At 64.0% G+C, this 14,782-nt stretch carries 14 protein-coding genes; 8 read left to right on the top strand and 6 right to left on the bottom strand.

Annotated elements, in window-relative coordinates; translation table 11 throughout:
• Positions 1-6 precede the first annotated feature (6 nt).
• Both E8E75_RS10660 and E8E75_RS10655 read right to left on the bottom strand, forming a co-directional pair.
• Complete coding sequence (locus E8E75_RS10660; protein WP_120653400.1) at positions 7-1,689, bottom strand: NAD(P)/FAD-dependent oxidoreductase; 1,683 nt, start codon at positions 1,687-1,689, stop codon at positions 7-9.
• Between the two features lie 294 nt (positions 1,690-1,983).
• On the bottom strand, positions 1,984-2,451 hold the full coding sequence (locus tag E8E75_RS10655; RefSeq protein WP_120653399.1) for an Lrp/AsnC family transcriptional regulator: 468 nt from the start codon (positions 2,449-2,451) through the stop codon (positions 1,984-1,986).
• A 178-nt stretch (positions 2,452-2,629) separates the two neighbouring features.
• Here E8E75_RS10655 and E8E75_RS10650 point away from each other — a divergent pair, with 178 nt between their 5' ends.
• Positions 2,630-3,082 carry a YMGG-like glycine zipper-containing protein gene (locus E8E75_RS10650; RefSeq protein WP_120653398.1) on the top strand — a complete coding sequence of 151 codons (453 nt, stop codon included), beginning with the start codon at positions 2,630-2,632 and terminating at the stop codon, positions 3,080-3,082.
• Here E8E75_RS10650 and E8E75_RS10645 read toward each other — a convergent pair.
• Positions 3,079-3,810, bottom strand: a complete 732-nt coding sequence (locus E8E75_RS10645; RefSeq protein ID WP_120653397.1) for a tellurite resistance TerB family protein — start codon at positions 3,808-3,810, stop codon at positions 3,079-3,081. The genes E8E75_RS10650 and E8E75_RS10645 overlap by 4 nt on opposite strands.
• Positions 3,811-4,033: 223 nt before the next feature.
• On the opposite strand from E8E75_RS10645, the gene E8E75_RS10640 reads away from it, so the two are divergent.
• Entirely contained in the window at positions 4,034-4,291 is a 258-nt protein-coding gene (locus E8E75_RS10640; protein WP_120653396.1) for a DUF2790 domain-containing protein, read from the top strand.
• A 54-nt stretch (positions 4,292-4,345) separates the two neighbouring features.
• Here the strand turns inward: E8E75_RS10640 and E8E75_RS10635 are convergent, their stop codons facing one another.
• Positions 4,346-5,218, bottom strand: coding sequence for an NmrA family NAD(P)-binding protein (locus E8E75_RS10635; protein WP_120653395.1), 873 nt, complete (start codon positions 5,216-5,218; stop codon positions 4,346-4,348).
• Positions 5,219-5,354: 136 nt separating this feature from the next.
• On the opposite strand from E8E75_RS10635, the gene E8E75_RS10630 reads away from it, so the two are divergent.
• Both E8E75_RS10630 and E8E75_RS10625 read left to right on the top strand, forming a co-directional pair.
• The gene (locus E8E75_RS10630; RefSeq protein ID WP_120653394.1) at positions 5,355-6,314 is read left to right on the top strand and encodes an AraC family transcriptional regulator; all 960 of its coding nucleotides are present in this window, start codon (positions 5,355-5,357) and stop codon (positions 6,312-6,314) included.
• Between the two features lie 88 nt (positions 6,315-6,402).
• Entirely contained in the window at positions 6,403-8,523 is a 2,121-nt protein-coding gene (locus E8E75_RS10625) for a TonB-dependent siderophore receptor (RefSeq protein WP_280358698.1), read from the top strand.
• Between the two features lie 155 nt (positions 8,524-8,678).
• Here the strand turns inward: E8E75_RS10625 and E8E75_RS10620 are convergent, their stop codons facing one another.
• Entirely contained in the window at positions 8,679-9,242 is a 564-nt protein-coding gene (locus E8E75_RS10620) for a tetratricopeptide repeat protein (protein ID WP_153920391.1), read from the bottom strand.
• Positions 9,243-9,374: 132 nt separating this feature from the next.
• Positions 9,375-10,175, bottom strand: a complete 801-nt coding sequence (dkgB, locus tag E8E75_RS10615; protein ID WP_153920393.1) for a 2,5-didehydrogluconate reductase DkgB — start codon at positions 10,173-10,175, stop codon at positions 9,375-9,377.
• Positions 10,176-10,294: 119 nt separating this feature from the next.
• Between dkgB and E8E75_RS10610 the strand changes: the two genes are divergently transcribed.
• The 4 genes from E8E75_RS10610 to E8E75_RS10595 all read left to right on the top strand — a co-directional run bounded on the left by E8E75_RS10610 (position 10,295) and on the right by E8E75_RS10595 (position 14,677).
• A complete protein-coding gene (locus E8E75_RS10610) occupies positions 10,295-11,200 on the top strand; it encodes a LysR family transcriptional regulator (protein ID WP_120653390.1) in 906 nt (301 codons plus the stop codon).
• A gap of 172 nt (positions 11,201-11,372) precedes the next feature.
• The gene (locus E8E75_RS10605; RefSeq protein WP_120653389.1) at positions 11,373-12,662 is read left to right on the top strand and encodes an FAD-binding oxidoreductase; all 1,290 of its coding nucleotides are present in this window, start codon (positions 11,373-11,375) and stop codon (positions 12,660-12,662) included.
• Positions 12,663-12,741: 79 nt separating this feature from the next.
• Positions 12,742-13,299 carry an XRE family transcriptional regulator gene (locus tag E8E75_RS10600; RefSeq protein ID WP_174235587.1) on the top strand — a complete coding sequence of 186 codons (558 nt, stop codon included), beginning with the start codon at positions 12,742-12,744 and terminating at the stop codon, positions 13,297-13,299.
• A 25-nt stretch (positions 13,300-13,324) separates the two neighbouring features.
• Positions 13,325-14,677: a glutamine synthetase family protein gene (locus E8E75_RS10595; protein ID WP_120653387.1), complete on the top strand. Its 1,353-nt coding sequence runs from the start codon at positions 13,325-13,327 to the stop codon at positions 14,675-14,677.
• Positions 14,678-14,782: the final 105 nt, after the last annotated feature.

The raw sequence follows: 14,782 nt of genomic DNA, 5'->3' as shown, positions 1-14,782 counted from the left end.
CCCGACTCAGTCAGGCAGGGCGATGGGGCCGAGCTCAGCGAAGCAGTCACCGGGGCCGGGGTTCTCGGACGGAGTGCTGCCGCCGAAGTGCTTCATAATGCCCCAGACCGCGTTGAGCGAGGTCTGTACCGCACCTTCCACCCAGGCCGGGGTCCAGGACACGTCGTCACCGGCGATGAAGATGCCGCGCTGCTCGGCGGGCATGTCGTCCTGCATGAAGTGGGCGTACATGCGCTGGTTGTAGCGATAGTGGCCCGGCAGCGCGCCTTTGAAGGCACCGAGGAAGTGCGGGTCCGATTCCCAGGAAATGGTAATTGGATCGCCGATGATGTGGCCGGCGATATCCACGTCCGGGTAGATCTTCTTCAGCGCATCCAGGGCCAGCTTCACGCGCTTCTCCACCGGGTGCGGCAGCATCTTCAGCGCGTCGCTCATCCAGGAGTAGGACAGGCAGATCACGCCGGGCTTGTCGTCGCCGTTGTCGAACAGGTAAGTGCCGCGGGTCAGGCGGTCGGTGAGGGTCATGCTCAGGGTGTCGCGGCCGGTTTCCGGATTCTTGTCCTTCCAGAACGGGCGATCGACCATCACGAAGGTCTTGGAGGACTGCATGTAGCGCGTGCGGTCCAGGGCCATCCACATCTTCTGCGAGAACAACGATTCTTCGCACTCGATCTGGGTGGTCAGCAGCCAGCTCTGGCAGGTGGCGAGCACCGCCGCGAAGTGACGGGTATCGCCCCAGTTGTCGGTCACCGCAAGACGACCATCGGCGGCGCGGGCGATGCGTTTCACACCAGGACGCGGTGCGCCGTTGTGCAGGGACGCCAGGCTGGTACCAGCCGGCCAGTGCACGCACTTCTCCGGGACATGGCGCCAGATGCCCATGGGCACTTGCTGCACGCCGCCAACGATCAGGTGCTGGTTGTCGTCGCAGGCGGTCATCACCACGCGGAAGATTTCCAGCATCGAGTTGGGGAAGTCGGAGTCCCAGCCGCCGGTGCCGAAGCCTACCTGGCCGAACACTTCGCGGTGGTGGAAGGACAGCTTGGCGAAGGCCTTGGAGCTGGCCACGAAGTCATAGAAAGTGCGGTCGTCCCACAGTGGCACCAGGGTGTCCCACAGTTCTTTCAGGCGTTTTACATCGCGGTCGCGGATGGCCTGCTGGATGTCGCCGAAGCGGGCGCCGTCTTCCAGGGCATCAGCCCAGGCGTCGGCCACTTCCTGGAAGAGCGCCGGCAGGTCGGCCATCTTCTCCGCGTAGTAAGTCTTGCCCTCGATATCGATCACCGTGCTGCCCGAGGCCGGGGTCAGCGGGTTGGGGAAGGGCTGGGTCTTGAGACCGAGCATGTCGACGTAGTGGTAGAAGGCAGTGGATGAGGCCGGGAAGCGCATGCCGCCCAGTTCCGCGATGATGCCGTCAGTGCCTTCGAAGGTCTGCGAACGCAGGCGTCCACCCATCTTGGAGGCTTCATAAACCACGGGCTTCAGGCCCAGCTTCATCAACTCGTAGGCCGCCACCAGGCCGGCGATGCCGGCTCCGACAATGGCCACCTCGGCCCCATGCTGTTCAGCCGGAATGCTGCCCAGGCCCGCTGGATGCTCGATCCAGTCATCGAAGGCGAAGGGGAAGTCCGGGCCGAAGATGGTGATGGGTTTCTTGCCGTCGGCAGGGTGGCGATCGTTCTTGTTCATGATGGACCTTGAAGGCTTGTGGAAGAGCGGCCCGGAGGCGCGGTGGAGCCATTCTAGGGAGCGTCGATTTCGTCCATAAGACGCAGAGTGTCGTCATTTGGTAGTCATTCAATACGATATGACGATCACATTGCGCTAAACGACGAACATGCTTGCGTGCGCTTTCCATCAGCGTAGTCAGTGGAGGGAGCGAGGTTCGTAGGTTGGTTCGAGCTACGCGAGGCCCAACAGGCGGAGGCAGACGGCCAATCGTAGGGTTTCGCTGCACTCTGGCGGGATGCCGCGCGCGCCAACCTAGGTGCTGGCGGGCGCCAACGGCTGGCCGCGATCGATCTTGCAACTGAGGATGATCGAGGTCGTGGTCTTCTCCACCCCGTCGACGCTGCCGATCAGGTCCAGCAGTTCATCGAGGCGCTCGGGGGAATCGGCGCGCAACCAGGCGACGTAGTCGAACTCGCCGCTCACTGCGCAGAGCACCTGCACCTCTGCCATTCCCGTCAGGCGCCGCAACACGTCCTTGCCGCTACGAGGCTTCACGGTGATCCCCACGTAGGCTTGCAGGCCACCATCGGCCACTCGCTGGCCCAGGCGCACGCCGTAGCCGGTGATTATCCGCGCCTTTTCCAGGCGGGCCAGGCGCGAGGTCACCGTAGTGCGCGCGATACCCAGGCGTCGCGCCAGCATGGCCACACTTTCGCGGGCGTTGATCTGCAGAGCGGCGATCAGCTGGCGGTCGATTTCGTCGAGGGACAGGTCGGACATGGACGGGCTCGGTCGGTGGCGTGCTTGGAGGTTAGCGGGTGCGCAAGGCTACCTGAAGCCGGCATGCGACGCCCACTGGTCGGCACCCCTGTCGCAGTGCCTGGTACCGACCCAGACTGAACGGAACACGACCGGCGTTACACCGGTCCCACCCACATCCTTCGGGAGCCTCGTCACCATGAGTCCCTTCTCCCCTTGTCGCTGGACCTTGCTCGCCGCATTCATCTGCCTGCCGGCTATCGCCGAAACCGTGGTGCCCCTGCAGGGGCAGACCCAGCAGCAGATCCAGCAGGACGTCGCCAACTGTCAGGCCCAGGCCGGCAGCGCCGCTCCTCCCGCCGACACCAACCCAAGCGGCGGTCGTGTCCGGGGTGCCGCCACGGGGGCGATGGCCGGTGCCGTCGTTGGCCAGGCGCGCAGCAACGACTACGACCGTATCGATGACGATCTGCAGAAGGAGTACCGGCAAGAGAAAGCCAAGGACGCCGCCGTGGCCGGTGCCGTAGTCGGCGGCTCGCGCCAACGCCAGGAGCGTCGGCAGAACCGCCGCACCAACGAGCAGGCTAGCAGCACGGCGTCGTCGGCCTATATGAGCTGCCTGCAGCAGCGTGGCTATCAGGTTACGCCTTAGGCATTGCCCCGCGCCTGTTGCTCCAGATGGGCCTGCAGGTCCGGATCGAGTTTCAGCTGATAGGCCAGTTCGTCCAGGTAGCTGCGTTCCGCAGCCTGCTGGTCATCCACCAGCATCACGCTGGCCAGGTACATCTCGGCGGCCATGCCAGGGTCCGTGGCGGACTGCGCCACGTCGGCTGCATCCAGCGGGCTGCGCACTTCCTGGTCCAGCCACTCCTGCAATTGCGGGTCGTCGGTATGCCGGGAAATCTCCGCGTAGATGGTCTGTTTTTCCTGCTCGTCGATGCGCCCGTCCGCCTTGGCCGCGGCGATCAATGCGCGAAGGATGGCCAGGCTGTGGTCATCGGCTTCGGCGCCGGAAAGCTGGTCCACCGTGCTGATTGCCTGCTGGGGGGCGGAAGACTGCTGGCGCTGCCAGGACTGATACGCCTGAAAGGCCATCATGCCCAGGGAGGCCAGCGCAGCGTAGTTCATTCCGCCGGCACGCCCGCCACCACTCCCCATCGAGCCACCACCCATGGATGCACCGCCCTGGCCACCGCCAAGGATGCCGCCGAGCAAGCCTCCCAGTCCGGCATTGGCGCCGCCGCCACCTCCCATGAGACCGCCCAACAGACCGCCGAGTCCGCCCAGAGGGTCCTGCGACGACATTCCTGCTTCGCCCCGTTGCGCTGCCCCGGCCTGGCCGGACCGCAGTAGTTGTTCGAGCAGATCACTAGTGTTCATGGCCGGGTCCTCTCCTGCTGGCCGTTTGCCGGTCAGGGAACGATAGACCCCGTCGTAAGCGGGGGCATGACCGTCGGGCGGCGAAGATTGTTGCGCGCCGCGGAAAAGCGCTTTCAGCAAAGGCGTCTTTTTCCTGCGCCTTGCCTGGAGTCGAATTGGCACATGGGCCGAGCACGCATCGGCAACGATGTCAGGGCCTTCCAGTCAAATCAGGAGAACCACCATGAACCGTGCAATCGCCACCAGTACCACCTTGCTGCTCGCTTTCCTGGCCAGCGGCAGTGTCTTCGCCGCGAAATCCGCTGAATCCGTGCCCTACAGCTACGGCATGCCGCTGGACGTCGCCCGTGTCATCTCCATAGACGAGCCCAACTCACTGACCTGCGAGACCATCCAGGCGAAGATGACCTACGTCGATTCCCAGGGCGAAGAGAAATCCGTGACCTACCTGAAGGAGTCCAGCGCCTGCGCCAACAGCTGACGCAGGCGTGCAGGTCGCCAAGGGCTGCGCAGCTGAGCATCGCCCCAGGGTGACTTAAACCACCATCTCCGCCACGAACGCCTCGAATGACGTCGCCGTGGTGTTTTCAGGACGCCGTCCTTCCAGGGACTTCACCCGCCGCTCGTTGATGCCCTGGGCCAGCTCCGCATAGAGCCCGGCGAGGTCTGCCGAGAACCCCGCTTCCTGCAGCATCCCCGCCATTTCGCCATAGGGCAGTTGCACATAGGGCAGGTCCGGCCGACCCAGGTGCTCGCCCAGGATGCGCGTGGCCTCGCCATAACTGATGTCCCGCTGTCCGAGCAGTTCGCGCACCTGTACTCCGTGCCAATCGCGGTCGAGCAGCGCGGCGAGGGCTGCATCGGCGATGTCCTGCGAGGCGATCATCGGCACCGGCACGTCCGCGTCGACGCCGTCGGCCACCAGGCCGTGCTGCTCGATCATGTACAGCGCCGGCAGCAGGTTCTCAAAAAAGACACCCGCCCGAAGGATCAGCACATCGACGCTCGACACCGCGCGCAGGCGCACTTCCTGCTCATGCATGCTGGCAATCGGACCGTTGCCCGAAGCCAGCTCCGCGCCGACGCTCGATAGCGCCACCACGCGGCGGACGCCGCTGTTGCGTATCGCCTTCACGATGGCTTCACCCACATCTGCCTGCTGCGCCATGTAATCGGCCACCGACGGGTCGTAGGGCAGCAAGGTGTAGACCACGTCGGCGCCATGAAAGGCCTTGGTCAGGTAAGCCGCATCGTTCGGCTCACCGGCCATCACTTCGGCCCCGGCATCCTTCAGCTCGGCCAGGCGTTCAGCCGAACGTCCCAGTGCGCGAACCGGATGACCCGCTTTCAGCAGTTGCCAGGCGATGCGTTTGCCCGTGTGCCCGGTGGCACCCATTACCGTGATCATCTCGTCCTCCTGGTCGCGCTTGTCTGTCCGGCACATGCCTGAGCGCTTGAGATCAAGTCTCAGCCGAGAGCATTGGACGAACAATGATCACGGGTCGATGATTCATGATCAATCGTCCAGAGATGAGCAAGCCACCATGGACCCGAACACCCCCTGGCAATCCCACGATCCCCTGGGTGAAGCACTGCACCTGCTGCGCATGAGCGGGACGCTCTATTGCGCATCTGAGTTCACCGCGCCCTGGGGGCTGGGGCTGCCGTCGATGGAGGACTGCCTGATGTTCCATGTGGTGACATCCGGCGAATGCTGGCTCGAAGTGGGCGGGCACGAACCGCTGCTACTGCGCGCGGGCGACCTGGCGCTGGTGCCCCATGGTCAGGGCCATAGCCTGCTGAGCGGGAGGAACGTGGCGGCGGTGCCGTTGTTCGATCTGCCGCGAGAGTGCCTGAGCGACCGCTACGAGATCATTCGCCATGGCGGCGGCGGCGCTCCGGTTAGCCTGGTCTGCGGGGCAGTGCGCTTCGACCATCCGGTGGCGCGGCAACTGGTACGCCTGCTTCCGCCGTTGTTGCACGTGGAGGCGACCAGCGCCGAACACGCCGACTGGCTGCAGGGTACCTTGCGCTTCATGCGCGACGAGGCACGAGCCATGCGCCCGGGTGGCGAGACGGTGGTAACGCGGCTGGCCGACATCCTGGTGATCCAGGCCATTCGTGCCTGGATCGAGCGCGACCCTGCGGCCCAAACCGGCTGGCTTGGTGCCTTGCAGGACCGCCAGATCGGTCGCGCCATCGGCCTGATTCACCGTGACCCGGCGCGAGACTGGAGTCTCGTGTCCCTGGCCGAAGTCGCTGCCATGTCGCGCTCCGCCTTCGCCGCACGCTTCACCGCCCTGGTGGGCGAACCGGCCATGCAATACCTGACCCGCTGGCGCATGAACCTTGCGCTGGGCTGGTTGCAGGAAGGGGACGTGTCAATCGCGGCCCTGGCCGAGCGCCTGGGCTATCAGTCGGAAGCTGCCTTCAGTCGCGCCTTCAAGCGCTGCCATGGCATGGCGCCCGGTGCTGCAAGGAATGCCACGAAAATCAATCGATAAAACTCACCATCTGCGAATCATTTACATTTGATTTGCAAATGCTAATTGTTACCATTTGTTCTTTTTCACAATGACTAAGGAACTCTTGGTGGCTAGAAAGCGTATTGCCCCGGCATCTCTGCCGATGCTGGGCCTGCTGGTAATTCCCGCTGTCCAGGCTGAAACCGGGGAGGCGCTGGCCATTCCGGCGACCTCGGTGACCAGTGCCTACGAGCAGCAAAGCTACAAGGCCACCGAGAGCCGAAGCGGGCTGAAGATCGACGCGCCACTGCGTGACATTCCCCAGACCGTCAACGTGGTGCCTGAGAGCGTGATCAAGGACCAGGGCGCCCAGTCCATGGAAGACGTGCTGAAGAACGTCCCCGGCATTGGTCTTTCCAACGGTGATGGCCAGCGCGACCAGGTCACCATCCGCGGATTCAGCGCCATTGGCGATATGTTCGTAGACGGCATCCGTGATGACGCGCTGTACTTCCGCGACCTCTCCAACGTCGAACGCGTCGAGGTCATCAAGGGCCCGGCTGCCGTGCTTTACGGGCGTGGTTCTTCCGGTGGCCTGATCAACAGCGTGAGCAAGAAGCCCGGTTTTGATCCCAAGCGGGAGCTGGGTGTCAGCTTCGACAGTGAAGGCAAGCGTCGCACCCAGTTCGATGCCGGCTGGGGCGACCAGCAGCAGCGCGACAAGGCGTTCCGCGTCACCGGTGCGTTCGAAGACAGCGACACCTTCCGCGATGACGGCTACATCGACCGCAAGGCGATTGCGCCGTCCGCTTTCTTCAAGCTGTCCGATGACCTAGAGCTCAACCTGGGCGCCACCTACCTCTACGACAAGCGCTTGATCGATTTCGGTATCCCCGCGCTTGGCGATCGCCCGGTACACGTCGACCGCGAGAAGCGCTTCGGCTCCGGTGACGCGGACCAGGACTACGCCCGCAGTGAAGTGTTCTCCTTCACTGCCGGCCTGGACTACCGCATCAACGACGAGCTGACGTTGAGCAACACCACCCGCTACTACCACTACGACCTGGACCGCAACAACACCCTGGCCGACAGCAGTCCGACCCGTTTCGTCACCGCCCCCAACGGCGAGCTGCTGGTGAAACTGAACCGTGGAAACGTGGCGCGTGATGAGTACGGTGTGTTCAACCAGACCGAACTGAAGCAGCAGGCCCAACTGGCCGGAATGCAGCACAGCCTGCTCTACGGTGTGGAGCTGGGCCACCAGGACAAGTACCAGCGCGTATTCAGCCAGAACAACGTGGCGCAGGTTCCGGTCTACCGTGACGCCCTGGTTCCGGTACCGGAGCACGCCAGCAACTTGTCTTCCAAGGGCACCAACTTCCAGGACACTGCCGGCTTCTACGTGCAGGACCTGATCGAGCTGACTTCGCAGTGGAAGGCGCTGCTCGGCGTACGCTACGACATCTTCGGCCAGGAATATGATGATGATCGCCTGGCCAACGTCGACCTGGACCGTACCGACAAGACCTGGAGCCCGCGTGCCGGCCTTGTGTTCCAGCCGGATCAGATCCAGTCCTACTTCGCCTCGGTGAGCCGTGGTTATCAGCCGTCGGGCGAAGTGTTTGCCTTGGCGCCGAGCAACCAGCACCTGGAGCCTGAAGAAACCACCAACTACGAGGTGGGCGCCAAGTGGGACCTGCTCGACAACCGCCTCTCGTTCACCGCAGCGGTGTTCCGCCTCGAGCGCACCAACATGAAAACCACCGACCCGACCACCAACCTGACGGTGCTTGCCGGTGAGCAGCGCACCGATGGATTCGAAGCCACCTTCAGCGGCCAGATCACCGAGAAGTGGAATGTCTACGGCGGCTACGCTTACCTGGACGCGGAGATCACCAAGTCCACCAACAAGACCAACGGCGTGCCCAACGAAGGCCAGGTACCGACCCTGACGCCGCGCAACAGCGCCAACCTCTGGGTGGTGCGCTCGCTGACCCCGGAATGGCGTCTCGGCATGGGCGCCAACTACGTGGATGACCGCTACACCGCACTGGACAACAAGGTCGTGATGCCCAGCTACACGACCTTCGATGCGGCGCTGCTCTACAACCTGCCGCAATGGGACATGGCGCTGCGTCTGCACAACGCGTTCGACCGCGACTACTACGCCTCGGCCCATGGCTCGGTGGACCTGATCACCCCCGGCGCACCTCGCACCCTGGAGGTCAGCGCCAACTACCGGTTCTGATCGCGCAGTGAATGAAAGCGCCCGGCTAATGCCGGGCGTTTTTGCTTGTGGGGACGCAGGTTGGCTCGGTGCCAATCCCTTTCGCGAATGAATTCGCTCCTACAGGGCAGGTCTTCGACCTGCTTGGCGATTGAAATCGCCCCTACAAGATCGACTCAATTCGCTTGCAGCTTCTTCAACGCTTCGCAGCTCGGTGGGTACTGTTTGTCGCACGCGCTCTGGAATAGCGCGCGGGCCTGGTTGGGGTCCTGTTTCAGACCTTCGGCGCCCTGGGCGTACATGCTGCCCAGCACGTGCTGCGCCATGGCATTGCCGGCGGCAGAGGCCTGGCTGAGGTACTTGTGCATGGCACGTTGATCGGCGAAGGCGGGGTCGGCGCGTCCGGTGTAGAGAAAGGCGAGGCTGAAGGCCGACTGGGAATGCCCCTTGTCGGCCGCTTGCTTCCACCAGTACTCGGCCTGCTTGAGGTCCTTCTGCGGCTTGCCGACGAAGAACAGGCTGCCGAGCTGGTACTGCGCGTCAGGGTCACCACGTCCGGCCTGTTGCTTGAGCCTTTCGAATTCGCTGGCCTGTTGGTCCTGCGGCGTGGTGGCTGGTGCCTGCGGCTGGCCGGCTGGCGGCGTGGCGGGTGGTTGCTGCTGCTGTTGCTGGGTGCATGCACCCAGCAGGGCCAGTGCGGCGATGCAGACGAGTCGCGGCAAGGCGCGTTGGATGGACATGGGTGGAGTTCTCCCTGGCAGATCAGGGAGGAGGGTAGTTGCATCCGGCGGCCCCGTCACTCGCCCGTTTGCCTGGATGGTGGGAGCGAATTCATTCGCGAAAGGCCCGCGCAGCGGCCCTCGCCGTCTCGCTCAATCCCAGTTCGGGGCGAAGTCCGGCGCGGCCAGACGCTCGCCGCGATCCAGTGTCGCGATCGCCGCCATTTCAGTTTCGGTCAGCACAAGCTCCTGGGCCCGCAGGTTGCTGGCCAGGTTATCGCGGCGGGTGGAGGAGGGAATCACCGCGAAGCCCTGCTGCAGCAGCCAGGCCAGGGCGACCTGGGCCGGCGTGGCGTCGTGGGCGGTGGCGATGCCCCGGATCACCGGGTCGTGCATGACCTTGCCGTAGGCCAGCGGCATGTAGGCGGTGAGGTGGATACCCTGGCTGCGGGCGAACTCCACGACCTTGCGGTTCTGCAGGAAGGGATGGATTTCCACCTGGTTGGTGGCGATAGCTTCCTTGCCAACTGCGTCGATAGCCTGCTGCATGTGCGAGAGGGTGAAGTTGGAGATGCCGATCTGCCGCGTCAGGCCGCGTGCCCTGGCTTCGGCCAGGGCGCCCATGTACTCGGCCACCGGAATGGCATCGGCGGGGCTGGGCCAGTGGATCAGCGCCAGGTCCAGCCGCTCCAGGCGCAGCTTGGCCAGGCTCTCTTCCAGGCTGGGGATCAAACGGGCGGCGGTGAGGTTCTCCGTCCAGACCTTGGTGGTGACGAACAATTCGTCACGCGGCACACCGCTTTCGGCGATGGCCAGGCCAACGTCGGTTTCGTTGCCATAGATCTGTGCGGTGTCGATGTGGCGGTAGCCCAGTTCCAGTCCATTGCTGACCGAATCGATCACCTGCTGTTCCTTGAGGCGGAACGTGCCGAGGCCGAGTGCGGGAATGCTCATGAGGAATCTCCAGTTCAGTCGAACATGCCCGAGAAAGGGCGGATGGCGCACAGTGTCGCCGCTCGACTCATGCGAAAAAACCGAGTATCAAGCCAAAGATATTTGCTTGGGAGTCACGAATGAAAACTACCCTGGACGAGCTGCAAGCCTTTGCCACCGTGGTCGATACCGGCTCGATCACCGCCGCCGCCGAGCAACTGGCGCAGACCGCCTCGGGCGTAAGTCGCGCCCTGAGCCGGTTGGAGGAAAAGCTCGATGTCACGCTGCTGCGCCGCACCACGCGGCGCCTGGAACTGACGGAGGAAGGCGAGGCGTTCCTGTGCCAGGCGCGGCGCATTCTCGCCCAGGTGGAGGAGGCCGAAGAGCAGATGGCCCTGCGCCGGCAGAAGCCAGCGGGACGGCTGCGGGTCAATGCCGCTTCGCCATTCATGCTGCATGTGCTGGTGCCGCTGGTTGCGGGTTTTCGTGAGCGCTACCCGGAGATCGAACTGGAACTACACAGCAGCGACCAGATCATCGACCTGATCGAGCATCGCACTGATATCGCCATTCGCATCGGCACCCTGCGCGATTCCACCCTCCACGCCCGCCCGCTTGGCAGCAGCCGCATCCGTGTGCTGGCCAGCCCCGCCTACCTCAAGGTTCATGGCACGCCGAAGGATGTCGAAGCGTTGCAGCAGCGCAGTCTGATCGGTTTCACCCAGCCGGAAACCCTCAACCTCTGGCCCCTGCGCAACACCTTGGGTGACGAGTTGCCGATCGAGCCTGCGATCAAGGCTTCCAGCGGCGAAACGCTACGCCAGTTGGCCCTGTCCGGTGCCGGCATCGTGTGTCTCTCCGATTTCATGACCCAGGCCGACCGCGCGGACGGCAGCCTGGTGCAGGTGCTGGTACGCGAGACGTTGGAAGTGCGCCAGCCGATCAATGCCGTCTACTACCGCAATACCGCGCTGGCCTCTCGCATCACCTGCTTTCTCGATTACGTAGCGGAGTGCCTGAAGGCGCAGGTGTGGACGCAGCAGTAGGCTGAATCATGCACGGCTGTCCGTAATTTCAATCACCTCTACCCTGAGATGGCTGTTATTTGTGCGGCTTCTCGGATCTCGTGTTGTTTATTTCAAACAAATTGCTTGGCTGAGTGAATATTTTTCTGTAGATTTTCATGAAATCTACAGATGAAAATTTCACGAGGCACCCATGTTCAAGCAGTCCGCCCAGCATGTCGGCACCTACTACGCCCGCACCTACCCAGGCAGCATTCCCCTGCGTCCGAGCCAGGCCGGTAGCGAGGAGACCGATGTCCTGATCATCGGGGCCGGTTTCAGCGGGCTGCATACCGCCCTGCGTCTTGCCGAGGCCGGCAAGCGCGTAACCCTGCTGGAAGCCAGCCGCGTGGCCTGGGCGGCCTCCGGGCGCAATGGCGGGCAGGCATTGCTGGGCTGGTCCTGCGATATGCCGCCGCTGGAAAAGGCACTGGGTCTGGAGCGTACCCGTCGGTTGTGGGACAGCATGCGCTGGGCCGCAGGCGAGATGCGTGAGCTGCCGGTCCGCCACGGGTTCGATGTGGATTACCGCGTCGGCAGCCTCTGGACCGCCGTGATGGAACGTCGGGTGAAACTCCTCGAAGAGGCCCAGGAAGACGCCATCCATAAATGGGGCTACGACCGGATGCGCCTGATCCGCCGCGACGAACTGTCCGAGTGGATCGACAGCCCGCGTTACCAGGCGGCGCTGTACGACCCGGAAGCTGCCCACCTCAATCCACTCAAGTTGGCCCAGGGCCTGGCCGCCGCCATCGAAGCCCGCGGCGGGCGCATCTATGAGCAGAGCCGGGTGCTGGAATACCGTGAAACGCCTTCCGGCTATGTGGCCCGTACCGCGCAGGGCGAAGTGCGCGGAAGCATCCTGGTGATGGCCTGCAACGCCTACGTCGACCGCCTCGACCGCCAGCTTTCCAGCCGCCTGCTGCCGGTAGGTTCCTACCAGGTGGCGACCGCGCCGCTGGACCCGGAACTGGCGCGCTCGCTGCTGCCGAAGAACAGTTGCGCGATCGACAACCAGTTCGTGCCTGACTACTTCCGCCTTACCCCTGACCACCGACTGTTGTTCGGCGGCGGCTGCACCTACCTGGGCGGCCTGCCCAAGGATGTGCCGGCGGCCACGCGTCCATATCTGGAGCGCGTATTCCCGCAGCTCAAGGGCGTGGAAATCGAATTCGGCTGGGGCGGCCACATCGACGTCAGCATGAAGCGCACCCCGGACATCGGTCGCGAAGGCTCGCGCTATTGGCTGCAGGGCTTCTCCGGTCACGGAATCCTGCCGACCCTGGCCGGCGCCAAGGCGGTGAGCGACGCCATCCTCGGCAATGACGACCTGATCGACCTCTACCAGGCCATCGGCAACCCGCGCTTTCCGGGCGGCTCGCTGCTGGCCGCGCCGCTGGAAGCGGCCGGCAAGGCCTATTACCGGCTACGCGATGTAATTTAAGTGCTCTGTGCGGGGGACGATGCCCTCTCCCCCGGCCCCTCTCCCACCCGCGGGAGAGGGGGGACTCAAGGAGACACCATTGGACAAGCAAGACGAAATCGAAAGCCTCGCGATCCTGATTCGTGACCTGCGCAAGCACAAAAACGTGACCCTGGGGGACCTCGCCACGCGCATCGATCGCTCGGTGGGGTTCCTTTCCCAGGTGGAGCGTGGGCTGTCGCGCCCGACAGTTGCCGACCTTACCGCCATCAGCGAAGCGCTGGGCGTGCCCACGACTTACTTCTACAACCTGAGCAAGCCACGCGAGACGCCCTGGGTCACCCGCCCGGGCGAACGTCGCACGCTTTATTACGCCGGTGGCATTACCGACGTGCTGGCCTCGCCCACCATGTCCGGCGGCTTTTCCATGCTGGAGAGTCACCTGGCACCCGGTGCCACCAGCGGCGAGGGTCACCTGGACGACAGTTCCGAGCAGGGCGGTTTCGTCCTCGAAGGGGAGCTGACGGTCTGGTACGACGATGACACCAAGCCCGTGACCCTTTACCCCAACGACAGCTTCCAGCTGCCGCCCCATGCCCAGTTCCGCTACGCCAATCTTTCCGACAAACCGACGCGAGTCTTGTGGGTCTTCACCTGAAGCCCCCGCTCGCAGGACAGCAGTGATGACAACAACAAACCAGTACCCCGACCTGCTCAGCGAAGTGCGCGCCTTCCGTGCCCAGTACCCGGAGGTCCGCTATATCGACCTGATCTGCCTGGACATTCCCGGCCATTTCTACGGCAAGCGCTACCCCGTGGAAATGGTGGAGAAAGTTGCCGCCGGCAGCCCGCTCAAGGTGCCGCAGAACTGCGTGCTGCTGGGCACCCAGGGCGGGCTCTATCCGATTGGCGACTACTGTTTCGCAGATGGCGACCCGGACGCACCGCGTCGCCTGGTGCCCGGCACGCTGAAGCCAGTGCGCTGGGAAAAGGAGCCGCTGGGGCAGATGCTGATCACTTCCGACGGTACTGAGGCCCCCATCGAGTTCGAACCGCGCGAGGTGCTGGCGCGGGTACTGCAGCGACTGGAGAAGCGCGGAATCCGCCCGGTGGTGGCTTTCGAACTGGAGTTCTACCTGTTCGATCGCAAGCTCCAGGACGGTCTGCCGCAATTCCCCCGCGATCCGCTCTGCGAGGACGAGGACGACCAGCCGAACATGCACATCGAGCGCCTGTCGCGTTTCTCTAGCGTGCTGCATGAGATGGTCGACGCCGCCAACGAGCAAGGCGTTGCCGCCAACGTCATCACCGCCGAACTCGGCCCGGGCCAGTTCGAAATCAACTTCGGCCATTGCGATGACGGTCTCAAGGCCGCCGATTGGGCCGCTCTCTTCTGTCGCAGTACCCGTGGTGTTGCGCTCAAGCATGGCCAGCGCGCCAGCTTCATGAGCAAGCCCTACCTGAATGCACCGGGCAGCGGCATGCACGTGCATGTGAGCCTCTACGACCGGGACGGCAACAACCTGCTCGCCGCCAACGACCAGCGCCCGCTGCGCCACGCCGTGGCCGGTTGCCTCGACCTGCTGCCGCACTGCATGCCGATCTTCGCTGCCAACCACAACGCCTTCCGCCGCTACGGTGCCATGGTCAATGCCGCCAGCCGCGCCAGCTGGGGCTTCGAGGACCGCGATGCGTGCATCCGCATCCCCGAATCCGACGGCCGAAACCTGCGCATCGAACACCGCCTGGCCGGTGCCGACGCCAACCCCTACCTGGTGCTGGCCGCCATCCTCTCCGGCATGGAACACGGCCTGGATGCCGCCCGCGAGCCGATCGCGCCGCTCAACGAAGACCGCGAAAGCGGCATCGACTTCCCCAAGGACATGCTCACCGCCGTCGCCGCCATGCGCAGCCACCCTGCGGTAAACGAAGGCCTGGGCAGCGAGTTCGTGATGGTTTACTGCGAGAACAAACGCCAGGAGTACCTGGACTTCATGAACGAGGTCAGCGCGCGGGAATATCGCTGGTATATGTGATCGCCTGGGTCCTTTTGCCAGCCGATCTGGACGAGAGTGGTCCGAGAGCCACCCCTCGCCTTCCGGGAGAACGGGCGGGGGAAAGGGCGTTCACCGGCCTGCTCG

The sequence above is a fragment of the Pseudomonas sp. BN606 genome, assembly GCF_029873115.1.
Taxonomy (GTDB): domain Bacteria; phylum Pseudomonadota; class Gammaproteobacteria; order Pseudomonadales; family Pseudomonadaceae; genus Metapseudomonas.
This window is presented reverse-complemented; position numbering and strand designations above follow the sequence as displayed.